Here is a 16,396-nt window from a genome sequence, read left to right on the forward strand (position 1 = left end):
GGTCTGCTCGCACCGCCCCTTCTGACGCTGGGAGACACCCTGATGCGACGGAGCATCCCCGCCCTCGCCACGACGGCCGTCCTCGCGCTCGCCCTCGCGGCCTGCTCGAGCTCGGACTCGCCGTCCGACGCCACCTCCGACAGCCCCGCCGCCGACTCCGGCGCCGAGGGCACCCTGACGATGTGGGTCGACGACACCCGCATCGACTCCATGCGCCCTGTCGTCGAGGCCTTCACCGAGGAGTCCGGCGTCGAGGTCGACCTGGTCCAGAAGGCCACGGGCGACATCGGCCCCGACTTCGTGACCCAGGTCCCGACCGGCGAGGGCCCGGACATCATCGTCTCGGCCCACGACGGCCTCGGCGAGTGGGTCAACAACGGCGTGGTCGCGCCGATCGAGCTCGGCGACAAGGCCGACGCGTTCGCCGACTCCGCGGTCCAGGCCATGGCCTACGACGGCCAGACCTACGGCGTGCCGATCTCGATCGAGAACATCGCGCTGGTGCGCAACAACGCGCTGCTGGCCGACACCCCGGCCACCACGTTCGACGAGCTCGTCGCGCAGGCGCAGACCGCGGGCACCGACTTCTCCGTGCTGATCCAGCAGGGCGAGGAGTCCGACCCGTACCACCTGTACCCGCTGCAGACCTCGTTCGGCGCCCCGGTGTTCGAGCAGGCCGCGGACGGCTCCTACACCGACACGCTGGCGCTCGGCGGCGACGCCGGCCACGCGTACGCGCAGTACCTGGCCAAGCTCGGCCAGGAGAAGGTCCTCGACCTGTCGGTCGACGGCGACAAGGCCAAGCAGGCGTTCCTCGACGGCCAGGCGCCGTACATCGTCACCGGCCCGTGGAACACCTCGGCGTTCGAGGAGGCCGGCATGGACATCTCCGTCCTCCCGGTCCCGTCGGCCGGCGGCCAGCCCGCGCAGCCGTTCGTGGGCGTGCAGGGCGTGTTCATCTCGGCGAAGTCGGCCAACCCGGTCCTCGCCAACGAGTTCGTGGTCAACTACCTGACCACCGAGGAGGCGCAGGACGCGCTGTACGAGGCCGGCGGCCGCCTGCCGGCGCTGACCGCCTCCGCGGACAAGGTCGACGACCCGGTCCTCCAGGGCTTCAACGACGCGGGTGCCACCGGCGCGCCGATGCCCGCCATCCCCGCGATGAGCTCGGTGTGGTCCTTCTGGGGCGCGACCGAGGCGCAGATCGTCGGCGGCCAGACGGCCGACCCGGCCGGCGCGTGGGACGCGATGGTCCAGAACATCCAGGACGCCATCGACGGCTGACCGTCTCCGCGACCGCCGGGGTGCCCACGAGGCGCCCCGGCGGTCGCGCCGCTCTTCCCCCCATCCCGCAGCACCAGCACCGCCGCGCGCCCGGAGGCACCCGCATGACCGACCAGTCGACCGTCCAGGAGGTCGCGCCCGACGACCCCGGGACCGCACGCCCGCCGCGCCGCCGGCGCGTGCCCCGCGGCACCACGTCGCACGCCCGCTCCTTCTCCCCGGGCTTCATCGCCAAGCTGATCCTCATCGGCACGGTCGACGCGCTCGGCGTGTATGGGATCCTGTCCGCCTGGGCCGTGTCCCAGTGGGGGATCCTGGCGTTCCTGGTCGTCGCGCTCGGCGCGGCGAACTGGGCCTACTTCTCCCGTCGGATGCTGCCGGCGAAGTACCTGGTGCCCGGCCTGGTGTTCCTGGTCGTCTACCAGCTGTTCGCGATGGCCTACACCGGCTACGTCGCGTTCACGAACTACGGCGACGGCCACAACTCGACCAAGGCCGACGCGATCACGCAGATCGCCGCCCAGAACGAGCGCCGCGTCGAGGGATCGCCCGCGCTGCCGCTCACGGTCGTGCAGAACGGCGACGAGCTCGGCTTCGCGGTCGTCACCGAGGACGGCGACGCCCAGGTCGGCACCGCCGAGCAGCCGTTCGAGGACGTCGACGCCACCGTCGAGTCCGGCCGCATCACCGAGGTCCCCGGCTGGGAGGTGCTCGGCTTCGCCCAGGTCGCCGCCGACCAGGAGGCCATCACCTCGCTGCGGGTGCCGTTCTCCGACGACCCCGCCGACGGCTCGGTCCGCACCCAGGACGGCTCGACCGGCTACGTGTTCCAGTCGACGCTCGAGTACGACGCCGCGAGCGACACCTTCACCGACGCCGAGACCGGCACCGTCTACACGCCCGGCGAGGGCGGCAACTTCGTGTCCGAGGACGGCCAGCGGCTGACCCCGGGCTGGCGGGTCGGCGTCGGCTTCGACAACTTCACCGCGATGGTCACCGACTCCCGGATGGCCGGGCCGTTCGCGCAGATCTTCGTCTGGACGTTCGCGTTCGCGTTCCTGTCCGTGGTGACGACGTTCGCGCTCGGCCTGTTCCTCGCGATCACGTTCAACGAGCCCCGGGTGCGCGGCCGCAAGGTCTACCGCTCGCTGCTGATCCTCCCGTACGCGTTCCCCGGCTTCCTGTCGGCCCTGGTGTGGCGCGGCATGCTGAACGAGCGGTTCGGCCTCATCAACGAGGTGCTGCTCGGCGGGGCGTCGATCCCGTGGCTCAGCGACCCGTGGCTGGCGAAGGCCGCGATCATCGGCGTGAACCTGTGGCTCGGCTTCCCGTACATGTTCCTCATCTGCACGGGCGCGCTGCAGTCCATCCCGCACGACATGACGGAGGCCGCGCGGATCGACGGCGCCGGCCGCTGGCGGATCTTCCGGTCGCTCACGCTGCCGCTGCTGATGGTGTCGGTCGCGCCGCTGCTGATCTCGAGCTTCGCGTTCAACTTCAACAACTTCTCGCTGATCTACATGCTGACCGGCGGCGGCCCGAACTTCGTGGGCACCCCGTACGTCGTGGGCCACACGGACATCCTCATCTCGATGGTCTACTCCGTGGCCTTCGAGTCCGGGGTCAAGCAGTACGGCGTCGCCAGCGCGCTGTCGATCGTCATCTTCCTGATCGTCGGGGTCATCTCCTACCTCGGCTTCCGTCGCACCCGCACCCTCGAGGAGATCTGAGATGGCCCGCTCGCCCGAGCTGCACACCGCCGTGCGCGGCCGCCGCTGGTGGTCCGAGATCGGCTGGCGGCACGTCGTCGGCGTCGTGATGATCGCGATCTGCCTGCTGCCGCTGCTGTACGTCCTGTCCGCGTCGCTCAACCCGGGCGGCACGCTCACCGGATCGAACCAGCTGTTCCGCACGTTCAGCCTCGAGAACTACACGGAGCTGGGCTCCCGTGGGTACTACAACTGGGCCGTCAACTCGCTCGTGGTGTCCACCGCGACCGCCGTCGGCACCGTGCTCATGGGCGCCGCCGCGGCCTACGCCTTCTCGCGGTTCCGGTTCCGCGGCCGCCGGTCGGGCCTGACCACGCTGCTGCTGGTGCAGATGTTCCCGCAGATGCTCGCGTTCGTGGCGCTGTTCCTGGTACTGCTGTCGCTGTCCGAGGTGTTCCCCGCCATCGGGCTGAACACCCAGCTCGGCCTGATCTGCGTCTACCTCGGCGGCGCGCTCGGCGTGAACACGTTCCTCATGTACGGCTTCTTCAACACCGTCCCGCGGGAGATCGACGAGGCCGCCAAGATCGACGGCGCCAGCCACGCGCAGATCTTCTGGACGATCATCCTGCGGCTGGTGGCGCCGATCCTCGCCGTCGTCGGCCTGCTGTCGTTCATCTCGTCCTACGGCGAGTTCATCATCGCCAAGGTCGTGCTGCAGCGGCCCGAGCGGTTCACGCTCGCGCTCGGCCTCTACAACTGGGCGTCCGACGAGCGGAACGCGCGCTGGGGCATCTTCGCCGCGGGCGCCGTGCTCGCCGCGATCCCGGTCGTGCTGCTGTTCCTGTTCCTGCAGAAGTACATCGTCGGCGGCCTGACCGCCGGCTCGGTGAAGGGCTGACGCGCTTGTCCGACCCGACGACGCGGGGCCGGCACGCCGCCGGCCCCGCCGCGTCCGACGCCGTCCCGGTGCCGCTCGGCGCCCACCACGACGGCTCCGCGCTCTACGTCCCGGGCGGGACGCCGTCGCTCGGCGACGTGGTGCCCGTGCGGGTGCGGGTGCCCGCCGGTGCCGGGCCGGACCCCGAGGTGTGGCTCCGGGTCGTCGAGGACGGCGAGCCCCGGGTGTACCCGGCGCGGGCCGACGGCGGCGACGCCCACGAGCGCTGGTTCACCGCCGACGTCCCGGTGACGAACCCGGTGACGTCGTACCGGTTCCTGCTGGCCGGTCCGGGTCGCCCCGGCGGCCAGGAGTGGCTGAACGGCGAGGGCACCATCGCCCGGGACGTGCCGGACACCTCCGACTTCCGGCTCGCGACCACGCCGGCGGGACCGGACTGGGCGCGGGACGCCGTGGTCTACCAGGTGTTCCCGGACCGGTTCGCGCGGTCCTCGGGCCGGCACGACGGCCCGCCCGCGGGCGACCTGCCCGACTGGGCACTGCCCGCGGCGTGGGGCGACGAGCCCATCGGCGGCGGGCCCGGCACCGGGACGCAGCTGTACGGCGGCGACCTCGGGGGCATCGAGCAGCGGCTCGACCACCTGCAGCGGCTCGGCGTCGACACCCTGTACCTGACCCCGGTGTTCCCCGGCCGGTCGAACCACCGCTACGACGCGCGCACCTTCGACCACGTCGACCCGGTCCTGGGCGGCGACGAGGCGTTCGCCTCGCTGTCCCGCGCGCTGCACGGCCGCGGGATGCGGCTGGTCGGCGACCTCACGACCAACCACACCGGCGACGCGCACGACTGGTTCCGGCGGGCGCTCGGGGACCCGGCGTCGGAGGAGCGCTCCTTCTACTACTGGCAGGACGCCGAGCCCGGCTACGTCGGCTGGCTGGGTCACGCCTCGCTGCCGAAGCTCGACCACCACGCGCCCGCGCTGGCCGCGCGGATGTTCGGCGGGCCGTCGTCGATCGTCGGCCGCTACCTGTCCGAGCCGTTCGGCATGGACGGCTGGCGGGTCGACGTCGCGAACATGACCGGCCGGCAGGGCGCGGACGACCTGACGCACGAGGTCGCCGAGCGGATGCGCGCGGCCATGGCCGCGATCAACCCGGACGCCGTCCTGATCGCGGAGCACTTCCACGACGCCGGCGCCGACCTCCGGGCCGCGGGCGGCTGGCACGGCACGATGAACTACTCCGCGTTCACCCGGCCGGTGTGGACCTGGCTCACCGACCCGGCGTCCGAGGCCGCGGCGGGGCTGCGGTACGTCGAGCTGCCCGTGGGGATCCCGCGCCGACCCGGCACCGCGGCCGTGGCGGCGATGCGGGAGTTCGGCGCAGCCGTGCCGTGGAGCGTCACCACCCACCAGTGGAACCTGCTGGGCTCGCACGACACCGCGCGGTTCCGGACCATCGCGGGCTCGCGCGAGCTGGTCGAGGTGGGCGTCGGCCTGCTGATGACCTACCCCGGCACGCCGGTGCTGTTCGCGGGGGACGAGGGCGGGCTGGTCGGGCGCAACGGCGAGAACTCGCGCGTCCCGATGCCGTGGGACCAGATCGACGCCGGCGGCGGGCCCGCGTGGGACGCCGGGCTGTTCGACACCTACCGGTCGCTGATCGCCCTGCGCCGGTCGTCCCGCGCGCTCCGCGAGGGCGGGCTGCGCTGGGTGCTCGTCCGGGACGACGCGATCGCGTACCTGCGGGAGAGCGCCGAGGAGCGGGTGCTGGTGCTCGCGGCGCGGGCGCCGTGGGACGGCGCGCTGCTGCCGGGGCACCTGCTGGCGGCGGGGGAGCAGCCGGAGAACCTGCACGGCGGGGCGGCGCTCGGCGTGGAGCCCGGCGGGCTGCGGCTGCCGGGCGACGGCCCGGGGGTGCAGGTGTGGCGGCTGGCGTGACCTCGGGTGGACCTTCCCCGGTCAGGCGGGGGCGATCGTCCGGATGGGGCACCGGGCGACGCCCGCGCGTGCGATCCGGGCGTCGGCGGTGACCAGGGTGGCGTCCCGCAACTCGGCGGCGGCGACGTAGGCCGCGTCGTACGCCGACAGGTTGTCGCGGATCTGCCACATGCGCGGGAGCAGCGGCGCGGTGGGTGTGACGGCGACGGTCGCCGTGGCGAGCGTCGCGACGGCCGCGTCGGCCTGGCCGGGGTCCAGCTTCCCGCCGAGCAGCAGCCCGCGGATCACGGCGAGCACCTCGACGTGCCACTGCTCGGGGACGACCCACACGGGATCGGCGCGCAGCACCCGGTCGGCTTCGTCGGCGCGGGGGTCCGAGCCGGTGAAGAGGAGGGCGAACGCCGAGGCGTCGAGGACGATCACCCGGCGACGCCCGGGCGGTCGCGGCGGGCAGCGTCGAGCGCGGCCAGCACGTCGTCGCCCGTGCCGACGGCGCCCCGGCGTGCGTGGGCGACCGCGTCCAGCAGGGTGAGGTTGTCGTCGAACGCGGCGTCACGGAGCACCATCTCGCGCAGGTAGGCCTGCAGGCTCTGGCCCTTCGCGCGGGCGCGCCGAGTCAGTACGTCACGGACATCCTCGGGGATGTCGCGGATCTGGAGTGCCACCATGCCACCATTGTGCATGCACTGCGCATGCAAGGGTAGAGCTCATCGGTGACCGATGTCGGCGCCCGCCACCTAAACTGGGGCCTGTGACCAGCGAGCACCCCGACGGCTACGTCGACGCCGACCGGGAGCGCTGGGTCGCCGAGGCGCCCAAGTCGCGCTCCCGGACCCCGTTCGAGCGCGACCGCGCGCGCCTGGTGCACTCCTCGGCCCTGCGCAGGCTCGGCGCCAAGACCCAGGTGCTCGGCCCGTCGACCGACGACTTCGTCCGCACCCGGCTGACCCACACCCTCGAGGTGGCGCAGGTCGGCCGGGAGATCGGCAAGACCCTCGGCTGCGACCCCGACGTCGTCGACACCGCCTGCCTTGCGCACGACCTCGGCCACCCGCCGTTCGGCCACAACGGCGAGCGCGCGCTGGCCCACCTCTCCCGGGACATCGGCGGCTTCGAGGGCAACGCCCAGACGCTGCGGCTGCTGACCCGCCTGGAGCCGAAGGTCGTCGGCCCGGACGGCGTCGCGGTCGGGCTCAACCTCACGCGTGCCTCGCTCGACGCCTCGGTGAAGTACCCGTGGGGCGTGGGCGAGGGGCCGCTGTCCGCGACCGGCCGCCCGACGCACAAGTTCGGCGTCTACGCCGACGACCTGCCGGTGTTCACCTGGCTGCGCGACGGGTCCCCGGTCGGGCGCAAGTGCCTGGAGGCGCAGGTCATGGACCTCGCCGACGACATCTCGTACTCGGTGCACGACGTCGAGGACGCGGTCGTGGGCGGCCGGTTCGACCTGTGGGTGCTGACCGTCCCGGACCAGCGCGCGCGGGTCGTCGAGGCGATCCAGACCTGGTACGGCGACGCGATCGACGCCGCCGGGCTCGAGGCCGCGATGGACCGGCTGGTCGCGGCCGAGCTGTGGCGCCCCGGCTTCGACGGCACCCGGCGGGCGCTCGCGGCGCTCAAGGACACCACCAGCCAGCTGATCGGCCGGTTCGCCCGCGCCGCGCAGGTCGCCACCCGCGAGCAGTACGGGCCCGGCCCGCTGACCCGGTACGCCGCCGACCTCATCGTGCCCGAGGAGACCCAGGCCGAGATCCTCGTGCTCAAGGGTCTCGCCGTCGCCTACGTCATGGCGCCCCGCGAGCTCGAGCCGCTCTACCAGCGCCAGCGCGAGATCCTCGCCGACCTGGTGCACGTGCTGTCCGAGCGGGCGCCGCTGGCGCTGGAGCCGCCGTTCGCGGCGGACTGGCGCGCGGCGGCCGACGACGCGGCCCGGCTCCGGGTCGTGGTGGACCAGGTGGCGTCGCTCACCGACGTCAGCGCGGCCGCCTGGCACGCGCGCCTGGCGCCCCCGCCGCGGTACTGACGCAACCTTCGGGCCCCGCGGTGCGTGTACCGGGTGTGAGAGTCACCATCGCCGCCCCGGCCGAGGGGCCCGACGCGCCGGCGGAGCTGCTGCTCCCCGTGCAGCCCGACCGCGCCCCGGACCGCGGGGCGCGCCGCGAGCCCACCCGCCGGGCGACCGCCGACGAGGAGTTCGCCCTGTTCATGGGGGACGCCGCGCCGGCGCTCGCCCGGACCGCGTGGTTGCTGTGCGGCGACGTGCACCAGGCCGACGAGCTCGTGCAGCAGGCGCTCGTCCGCACCTACCTGGCGTGGCCGCGGGCGCGGGAGCGCGACCCGCTCGCCTACGCCCGGCGCGTGCTGGCGAACCTGCGCATCGACACCTGGCGGCGCCGCCGCCGCGAAGTCCTGACCGACCCCGGCGACCTCCCGGACGGCGCGACCCCGTCCGGCGCCCAGCGGCAGGCGGACCGCGACCAGCTGGTCCGGGCGCTCGCCACGCTCAGCACCCGCCAGCGGCGCGTCGTCGTCCTGCGGCACCTGGAGGGCCTGTCCGAGGCCGAGGTCGCCGAGGACCTGGGCGTCACCGTCGGCACCGTGAAGTCCACCGCGTCGCGCGCGCTCGCGCGGCTGCGCGCCTCGCTCGGCGAGGACGCCGCCGCCGGCCCCGGCCGCCCCACCGACCCGAGGAGCACCCGATGAGCACCGACGACGAGTTCGCCCGCGACCTGCGCTCCCGCGTCGAGGCCGCCGCCCCGACGATCGACGTGCACCTCACGGGCGTCGTGCCGCGCGCCCGGCGACGGCGGGCCTGGACCCGCGCGGCCGGGGCGGGCGCGGCCGGCGGGCTGGTGCTCGCCGGCGTGCTGGTCGGGCAGGCGTGGGGGGCGCCGTGGTCGACGCACACGCTGGCCGGGCCGGCGGGGACGGCGACGCCGGTGGCGACGGCCGAGCCGTCGGCGGACGCGTCGGCACAGGCCACGGCCGCCGAAAATACGCGGGATGCTGCCGAGGCTGCGGCCGACGCGGCGCTCCGGGCCGGCACCGCGCAGGGGGCGGCGCCGTACTGGTACACGTTGACCGTGGCGCCGGACGGGGTGACGGACCGCCACGAGTCGTGGCAGAGCCCGGACCGTCCGGGGCTGCTCGTCTGGGGTGGCGACCTCGGCAACACCGAGGCGACGGCGCCGTCGTACACGGCCGGTCGGTTCCGCATCGACGGCCGGTGGATCGACGAGGTGCGCGATCCTGACGTGCTTCCCACCGACCCGGCAGCGCTCGAGCAGGTGTTCCGCGACAGCATCGAGCCCGACCGCCGGAGCGGCAGCGACGACGAGAAGGTCTACGGGATGGCGTACGACCTGCTGAACAACAACCCGGGCTGGCTGCCGACCGCGCTGCTCCAGGCGGCGTGGCAGGTCGCAGGCTCGCTCCCGGGGTCGACCGTCGTCCCCGGCGAGGACTCGCTGGGTCGCGCGGGCGAGGTCCTGACCCGGCCCGGTGCGCAGGGCGGCGCCGAGCGGATCGTCGTCGACCCGGCCACGGGGCTCATCCTCGAGATGAACTCGGGCGCGAACACCCGTGTGTTCCAGCAGTCGCCCGCGGACGCGGTCCCGGCCCAGCCGTCCCTCGACGGCACCGGCTGCCGCTCGTGGGACACCTGCTGACCTGCCCGCAGGGGCTCGAGGTCGACGGTTCCGCCCCAGGTCGGCGGTTGCGCCACCCCCGGGGTGGACGCAACCGCCGACCTCGGCGGTGGCGCTGGTCACGCGCGGCCGAGTGGCCGTCGCCGGGCACCTAGGATCGTCACCGTGGCGGGACGGATCCGGCGGGAGGACGTGCAGACGGTCCGCGAGCGCGCCCGGATCGAGGACGTCGTCGGCGAGCACGTCGCGCTGAAGACCGCCGGCGTCGGCTCGATGAAGGGCCTGTGCCCGTTCCACGACGAGAAGTCGCCGTCGTTCCACGTCCGCCCGCAGGTCGGGCTGTACCACTGCTTCGGGTGCGGCGAGGGCGGCGACGTCATCGACTTCATCCAGAAGATCGACGGCCTGCCGTTCACCGAGGCGGTCGAGTACCTGGCCGGCCGCGCCGGCGTGACGCTGCGGTACGAGGAGGGCGGCGGGCCGCGCCCCGGGCACGAGCCCGGCAAGCGGCAGCGGCTGCTGGAGGCGCACCGCGTCGCGGCCGAGTACTTCGCCGAGCAGCTGCTGTCCCCGGAGGGCGCGACGGCCCGGCAGTTCCTCGCGGAGCGCGGGTTCGACCGCGCGGCCGCCGAGCAGTTCGGCATCGGGTACGCGCCCCAGGGCTGGGACCACCTGCTGCGGCACCTGCGCGGACGGTCGTTCACCGAGGCCGAGCTCACCGCCAGCGGCCTGATGAGCCAGGGCAACCGCGGGCTGTACGACCGGTTCCGCGGCCGCCTGGTGTGGCCGATCCGCGAGGTCACCGGCGACACGGTCGGGTTCGGCGCCCGCCGGCTCTACGAGGACGACCAGGGCCCGAAGTACCTGAACACCCCGGAGACCCCGCTCTACAAGAAGTCGCAGGTGCTCTACGGCATCGACCTGGCCAAGCGCGAGATCGCGAAGAACAAGCAGGTCGTCGTCGTCGAGGGCTACACCGACGTCATGGCCATGCACCTGTCCGGCGTCGGGACCGCGGTCGCGACCTGCGGCACGGCGTTCGGCTCGGACCACGCGCGCATCGTGCGGCGGCTCATGGGCGCGGGCGGGGCCGGCTCCGGCATCCAGCTGGCCTCGGGGGAGTCGGTCGGCGGCGAGGTCGTGTTCACCTTCGACGGCGACTCCGCCGGGCAGAAGGCCGCGATGCGCGCGTTCGGCGAGGACCAGGCGTTCAGCGCCCAGACCTTCGTGGCCGTCGCCGACGGCGGCATGGACCCGTGCGACCTGCGTCAGGCGCAGGGACCGGACGCGGTGCGCGCGCTGGTGAAGACCCGGCAGCCGCTGTTCGAGTTCGTCATCCGCACGACGCTGCAGGGCTACGACCTGCACACCGCGGAGGGCCGGGTGGCCGCACTGCGCGCCGCCGCGCCGATCCCCGGCGGCATCCGGGACGCCGCGCTGCGCCCCGAGTACACCCGCATGCTCGCGGGCTGGCTCGGCATGGACATCGAGACGGTGCAGCGCGCGGTGCAGCAGGCCTCGCGCGGCGGGCGGTCCTCGTCAGGTGGCCGGGACGCCGGGCGGGGCGCACCGTCGTCGGGCTACGGCCAGGGCGGCGGCTACGGCAGCAACGCCGGCCGGACGGCGTTCGTGCCCCCGGGCCCGGAGGAGGGCGGCTGGCGCCGGGACGGCGGGCGCGGCGGCAAGGGCGGCGGACGACCCGGTGGCGGCCAGGGCGGCGGGTCCCGCGGCGGTGGCGGTGGCGGCGGTCGCTGGGACGACCGGCGCGGCGGCGACCGGTTCGGCCAGGGCGGCGGGCGCGGCCCGTCCAACCCGGGCCAGGGCTACGGGCAGCGGTTCGACGAGCCGCCGCCGGAGCCGTACGACGAGGCGCCTCCGCACGACCTGGACCAGGCCGGCGCCGGCCCGGGGCAGCGCGACGCCGCGACCCCGCTGCCCGCGCCCCAGATGGCGATGCCCGACCCGCGCGACCCGGTCACCGCGACCGAGCGGCGCGCGCTCGAGGCCGTGCTGCAGATGCCGGACGCCGTGCCGCCGGAGTTCGACGACCTGCCGCCCGAGGCGTTCAGCGCGCCCGCGTACCGGGCCGTGCACGCCGCGATCCGCGCCGCGGGCGGGGCCGCCGCCGCGCGCGCCAAGGTCGCGGCCGAGGGCCCGGCCGGCGCGGTCGGCTGGGTGGAGGCCGTCCGCGAGGAGGCGGCGTCGCCGGTCGCGGGCCTGATCACCCGCCTCGCCGTCGCGCCGCTGCCCGAGGACCGCCCCGACCGGCTGCCGGGGTACGCGCGCGGGCTGGTCATGGCGCTGGTCGAGATGGAGCTCACCCGGCACATCGCCGACCTGCGGGGACGCCTGCAGCGGATGGACGCGCAGGCCGACCCGGACGGGTACCGCGACCTCGCTCGCGAGCTGTTCGAGCACGAGAACCGGCGTCGGGCCCTGCGCGAGAGCGCCTGAGCCGCCCGATCCGTCGCTGTGTGTCCCGGCGGTACGGTGCCGGGATGGAGCTGTGGGGCGCCGCGCTGTACGGGGAGCCGTGCACCGAGTGCGGGTACACCTGGGTCCGCACCCCGGAGGAGGCGGTGCACGCCGTGTCCGAGGTGCCGGGACGGTTCGCGGCGGTCCTCGTCGGGGCGCCCGAGCCGCTGCGGCACCCGGACCTCGGCTGGTCGACCGCCGCGTACGTCCGGCACGTCGCCGACAACCTGGAGACCTGGGCGTACCGCCTGGACGCCGCGCGCTGCGACGGCCGCACGACCACGGCCGGCTACGACCCGGACGCCCTCGCGGCGGCGCGGGACTACGCGCACGCGACCGTCGGGGCGTCGCTCCTGGCCCTGCGGCGCGTGGTGCCGGGCTGGGTGGACGCCGTGTCCGCGGCGCTCGCGGAGGGCGTCGTGCTCGACCACGCCACCCGCGGGCCGCAGGGCGCCGAGGACGTCGCCCGGAACAACGCCCACGACGCCCTGCACCACCTGCACGACGTCCGGCGGATCGTCGAGCACGCGGCCGCCGTCACCGGGTCCTGACAGCCCCGCGCAACCTGGCGCACACGTCCGGCCGCTAGCCTGACCGGCATGACGACTGCGGAGGCCGCACCCGGCCAGGACCTGCCCGACGAGCGCGAGATCCTGGGCTGGGACGAGTTCGGCGAGGCGGCGCGCGACCTGGCCCGCGCGGTGGTGGCCTCCGGCTTCGAGCCCGACGTCGTGGTGGCCGTCGCCCGGGGCGGCCTGCTGCCCGCCGGTGCGCTCTCCTACGCGCTCGGCCTCAAGGCCTGCGGCACGCTGAACGTCGAGTTCTACACCGGCATCGACGCGCGGCTGCCCGAGCCGGTCGTGCTGCCGCCGCTGCTGGACAACGCGGCGCTGGTGGGCCGCCGGGCGCTCGTCGTCGACGATGTGGCGGACACGGGGGAGACCCTGGCGCTCGTGCAGCGGCTGGTCGCGGAGCACTGCGAGGAGGCGCGCACGGCGGTGCTGTACGCGAAGTCGCACTCGATCGTCGCGCCGGACTTCGTGTGGCGCCGGACGGACCGGTGGATCACGTTCCCCTGGTCGGCGCAGCCGCCGGTCACGGACTGACGGCGCGGTCGGCGGGGCCGGTCGCGTGCGGGGCCTGTCCGTGCTGCGGCTGCGCTGCGTGGCGGCCCGCGGCGCGTTCCTCCCCGCCGGCCGCCGACCACGCGGCACCAGCGAGGCGTCTGCGTACGCGGTGACGCCCGGACGCACGTACGAGGCGGCGGGGGTCCTGGTGCTCGCCGACCACCTGAGCGTGCTGGTGCGCGACGACTGGGGCGGCCCGGCGTTCGTGCCCGCGGAGCTGTTCGCGGGCGTCGCGACGGTCGTGCCCGCGGGCTGGGCGTTCGCCCTGGACTCCGGGGCGCGGGCCGGACGCCGGACGCTCTGGGGCGAGCCGGTCGTGGCGGTCTGGGGCTACCCGACGCTCGTCGAGGAGGAGGGCCACGTGGCGGCGCTGCTCGCCGGGGACGCCCGGGCGGTGGCGCTGTTCGACGAGGCCTGCGGGACGTAGCCCTGGGGGCTGCGCGCCGAACCCCACCCGATCGTCGCGCGGCCACCCGATCGAACCGGGTGCGGCGCGACAATCGGGTGGAGATCGGGCCGGGCCCCGCGCCTCAGCCCGCCGACACGCCCGCGCCGCCGAGGCCCTCGGCCCGCGCCCGCACGATCGCCGCGGACCGGTCCGGCACCTCCAGCTTGGTGAGCACGTTCGCCACGTGGTTCCGGACCGTCTTCGCCGACAGCCCCAGCCGTCGCGCGATCACCACGTTGTCGTGGCCACCGGCGACCAGGTCGAGCACCTCGCGCTCGCGGTCGGTCAGCCGCGGGAACGGCACCCGGACCGCCGAGCGTCCGCCGAGGACGTAGGCCATCGCCCGCTCCGCCACCGTCGGCCCGAGGATCATCTCCCCGGCGGCGACGGCGCGGACCGCGCGCTCGACCTGCTCGGGCGGCGCGGACTTCACCAGGTACCCGCGGGCCCCCGCCCGGACGGCGGCGACCACGGCGTCGTCGTCCTCGTGCATGCTCATGACGAGCACGGCGGTCCCCGGCCGCGCGGCGACGACCTCGCGCGTGACGTCGATCCCCGACCCGTCGCCGAGGTCGAGGTCCATGACGACGACGTCCACGCGGGGGGCTCCGTCGTCGGTCAGCAGCGCCCGCGCCTCCGCCGCCCCGGCCGCTGTCCCGACGACCTCGACCCCCGCCAGGGACCCCAGCAGCGCGGCCATACCGATCCGGAACACCGGGTGGTCGTCCACCAGCGCCACCCGCACCGTCACGACGGCACCGCCCCGGCGGCGTCGGGTACGGCGGCGCCGACCGCGCGCGCCCCCGGCACCGGCGCGCCCGGCACCAGCGGCAGCACCGCACGCACGACCGTGCCCGGCGCCGCCTCGGCCACCTCGAACCGACCGCCCAGCTCCTCCGCCCGCTCCCGCATCGAGCGGGTGCCCACGCCGACGGCGTCGCTCGATCGCGAGGACCCGGCCGCGGGTCCCGGCCCGCGCCCCGCGTCGGTGCACCGCACGTCCAGCAGGTCCGCGGACCGGCGCACCACGATCCGGCAGCCGTCGGCCCCGGAGTGCCGCTGCGCGTTGCGCGCCGCCTCGCTCAGGACCCCGTACGCCGCGGCCGCCACGACGGGGTCGAGCGCGCCGGGGTCGTCGCCGGCGACCTCGACCGCGAACCCCTCGCGCCCGAGCCGCCGGGCCAGGTCGTCGAGCGCCGGCCCGAGGCCCTGCTCGTCGAGCACCGGCGGCAGCAGACCGCGGGCGAGGTCCCGGACGTCCTCGACCCGGCGCTCGGCCTCGTCCTGCAGCGCGGTGAGCGCGGCGCGTGCTGCCTCGACGTCGTCGGGTCGGCCGCCGTCGAGCAGGTTGACCGCCCCCTGCAGCCCGAGGCGCATCCCCGACAACCACGGGCCGAGCCCGTCGTGCAGCTCCCGCCGGACCGCGCGGCGTTCGCGGAGCCGGGCCGAGGTCGCGGCGTCCCGGGCTCGCTCCAGGTCCCGGGCCCCGGTGGCGAGCGCCAGCCCGGCCGCGACGACGGGTGCGAGCTGGTCGAGCGCGGTGCGGCTCCGGGCGTCCAGCCGCTCGCCGGGCGGGGCGGTGACGGCCAGGTCGCCGACGACGTCGCCGGCGCGCTCGACCGGCACGCGCACCGGCTCGGACGTGGGCGAGCCCCAGGACGCGGCGACCGGGTCGGCGCCCCGGGTCGCCAGGCGGACGGACTCGAGCCGCAGCGACTCGCCGACGCCCGCCGCCAGCCCGGCCAGGAGGTCGGCGGACCCGCCCGGCGTGGTCAGGCTCCGGCCCAGCAGCAGCGCCGCCCGCCCGGGATCGGTGGCCTCGCCGTAGACGAGGTGGCGCACCCGGGTCTGGAGCCAGCCGCGCACCGGTTGGAGCAGCAGCACCACTCCGACGGCCGCGGCGACCTGCGCGCCCGGCGTGCTGGCGCCCGCGAGCGCCGACACCCCCGCCGTGACGATCGCGTACACCCCGGCGAGCGTGAGCGTCAGCAGCGCGGCGACCGTCGCCCGGCTGAGCGCCAGGTCGAGCCCCCACAGGCGGTTGCGGAGCACCGTCACCAGCAGCGCCGCCGGGAACAGTGCCTGGCACACCAGGTGGCTCACCGGCACGGCGAGGAACGCCGCGGGGCCGGGGTCGGCGAGCAGCAGCGGCACGAACGACAGCGCCATGATCGCGGTCGCGGCGGCGAGCAGCCCCAGCCCGCGGCGCTCGGCCGCCGGCCCGCGGCGGTACCGCCACCACGTCGCGGCCGCGGTGAGCAGCCCGGCGAGCACGACCAGGGCGATCGCCCCCCGCGCGTCGGACATCGGCGCGAGCAGCCGGGTCCCGGTGAGCAGCAGGGCAGAGGCGGTCCCCAGCGCGACGCCGGCCCGGGCCACCGGTCCGAGCCGCCGGTCGCGGGCCAGCCACGGCACCACGGTGAACAGCGCGACGGTGCCCGGCACCCACACCCAGCCGAAGGCGCCCGTCAGCCAGTCGAGCGCGGGGGCGCCGGGCCGGGCGGCCGCGAACACCCCCCAGGCGCCGCCGACCGCCGACACCCCACCCGCGACGCCCGTCAGCGCGACCAGCCAGCCGACGGGGTGCCGGCGCCGGGACAGGACGACCGCGCCGACGGTGCCGTAGACGGCCGCCACGGTGACGTCGACGGCGGTGAACAGCAGGTCGCCCGCGGACATCCCACCTCCGGCGGCGACGTGCAGCACGGCCGCCGTCCCGGCGAGCAGCCAGGCGACCAGGGCGATCGCGAGCGCCACGCCTGGCAGCCCGTCGCGCGGCAGGTCGCGCGCGCCCGAACCCTCCCGGCCCATGGCGTCACCGTAGGGGCAGACCACCACAGAACGGGAGGGTTCGGGCACGACTTC

15 protein-coding genes are annotated in these 16,396 nt (G+C 75.5%); 11 read left to right on the forward strand and 4 right to left on the reverse strand.

Annotated elements, in window-relative coordinates; translation table 11 throughout:
- Positions 1-42 precede the first annotated feature (42 nt).
- The 4 genes from J5O08_RS10890 to J5O08_RS10905 all read left to right on the forward strand — a co-directional run bounded on the left by J5O08_RS10890 (position 43) and on the right by J5O08_RS10905 (position 5,834).
- Positions 43-1,284 (forward strand): maltose ABC transporter substrate-binding protein, encoded by a 1,242-nt coding sequence (locus J5O08_RS10890; RefSeq protein ID WP_218706872.1) that lies wholly within the window; start codon positions 43-45, stop codon positions 1,282-1,284.
- Between the two features lie 104 nt (positions 1,285-1,388).
- Positions 1,389-3,014 (forward strand): ABC transporter permease subunit, encoded by a 1,626-nt coding sequence (locus J5O08_RS10895; protein ID WP_218706873.1) that lies wholly within the window; start codon positions 1,389-1,391, stop codon positions 3,012-3,014.
- A gap of 1 nt (position 3,015) precedes the next feature.
- On the forward strand, positions 3,016-3,894 hold the full coding sequence (locus J5O08_RS10900) for a sugar ABC transporter permease (protein WP_147793907.1): 879 nt from the start codon (positions 3,016-3,018) through the stop codon (positions 3,892-3,894).
- Positions 3,895-3,899: 5 nt separating this feature from the next.
- On the forward strand, positions 3,900-5,834 hold the full coding sequence (locus J5O08_RS10905) for a glycoside hydrolase family 13 protein (protein ID WP_255589623.1): 1,935 nt from the start codon (positions 3,900-3,902) through the stop codon (positions 5,832-5,834).
- Positions 5,835-5,855: 21 nt separating this feature from the next.
- Here the strand turns inward: J5O08_RS10905 and J5O08_RS10910 are convergent, their stop codons facing one another.
- A complete protein-coding gene (locus J5O08_RS10910; RefSeq protein WP_308281552.1) occupies positions 5,856-6,257 on the reverse strand; it encodes a PIN domain-containing protein in 402 nt (133 codons plus the stop codon).
- On the reverse strand, positions 6,254-6,502 hold the full coding sequence (locus tag J5O08_RS10915; RefSeq protein WP_218706874.1) for a hypothetical protein: 249 nt from the start codon (positions 6,500-6,502) through the stop codon (positions 6,254-6,256). Before J5O08_RS10915 ends, J5O08_RS10910 begins: the two co-directional genes overlap by 4 nt.
- Positions 6,503-6,585: 83 nt before the next feature.
- Between J5O08_RS10915 and J5O08_RS10920 the strand changes: the two genes are divergently transcribed.
- From J5O08_RS10920 to J5O08_RS10950, 7 genes are all read left to right on the forward strand, one after another.
- Positions 6,586-7,857, forward strand: a complete 1,272-nt coding sequence (locus J5O08_RS10920) for a deoxyguanosinetriphosphate triphosphohydrolase (RefSeq protein ID WP_246855161.1) — start codon at positions 6,586-6,588, stop codon at positions 7,855-7,857.
- Positions 7,858-8,039: 182 nt separating this feature from the next.
- Positions 8,040-8,537, forward strand: a complete 498-nt coding sequence (locus J5O08_RS10925; protein WP_218706904.1) for a SigE family RNA polymerase sigma factor — start codon at positions 8,040-8,042, stop codon at positions 8,535-8,537.
- Positions 8,534-9,502 (forward strand): hypothetical protein, encoded by a 969-nt coding sequence (locus J5O08_RS10930; RefSeq protein ID WP_218706875.1) that lies wholly within the window; start codon positions 8,534-8,536, stop codon positions 9,500-9,502. The genes J5O08_RS10925 and J5O08_RS10930 overlap by 4 nt, the downstream gene beginning before the upstream one ends.
- 144 nt (positions 9,503-9,646) lie before the next feature.
- The gene (dnaG, locus tag J5O08_RS10935; protein ID WP_218706876.1) at positions 9,647-11,935 is read left to right on the forward strand and encodes a DNA primase; all 2,289 of its coding nucleotides are present in this window, start codon (positions 9,647-9,649) and stop codon (positions 11,933-11,935) included.
- Positions 11,936-11,979: 44 nt separating this feature from the next.
- The gene (locus tag J5O08_RS10940; RefSeq protein WP_218706877.1) at positions 11,980-12,507 is read left to right on the forward strand and encodes a DinB family protein; all 528 of its coding nucleotides are present in this window, start codon (positions 11,980-11,982) and stop codon (positions 12,505-12,507) included.
- Between the two features lie 48 nt (positions 12,508-12,555).
- On the forward strand, positions 12,556-13,062 hold the full coding sequence (locus tag J5O08_RS10945) for a phosphoribosyltransferase (protein WP_147793900.1): 507 nt from the start codon (positions 12,556-12,558) through the stop codon (positions 13,060-13,062).
- Positions 13,063-13,087: 25 nt separating this feature from the next.
- Positions 13,088-13,510, forward strand: a complete 423-nt coding sequence (locus J5O08_RS10950) for a hypothetical protein (RefSeq protein ID WP_218706878.1) — start codon at positions 13,088-13,090, stop codon at positions 13,508-13,510.
- 103 nt (positions 13,511-13,613) lie between these two features.
- Here the strand turns inward: J5O08_RS10950 and J5O08_RS10955 are convergent, their stop codons facing one another.
- Both J5O08_RS10955 and J5O08_RS10960 read right to left on the reverse strand, forming a co-directional pair.
- Entirely contained in the window at positions 13,614-14,282 is a 669-nt protein-coding gene (locus J5O08_RS10955; RefSeq protein WP_218706879.1) for a response regulator transcription factor, read from the reverse strand.
- Positions 14,279-16,342: a histidine kinase gene (locus tag J5O08_RS10960; RefSeq protein WP_218706881.1), complete on the reverse strand. Its 2,064-nt coding sequence runs from the start codon at positions 16,340-16,342 to the stop codon at positions 14,279-14,281. The genes J5O08_RS10955 and J5O08_RS10960 overlap by 4 nt, the downstream gene beginning before the upstream one ends.
- Positions 16,343-16,396 lie beyond the last annotated feature (54 nt).

The organism is Cellulomonas sp. PS-H5 (genome assembly GCF_019265565.1).
Classification (GTDB): Bacteria; Actinomycetota; Actinomycetes; order Actinomycetales; family Cellulomonadaceae; genus Cellulomonas.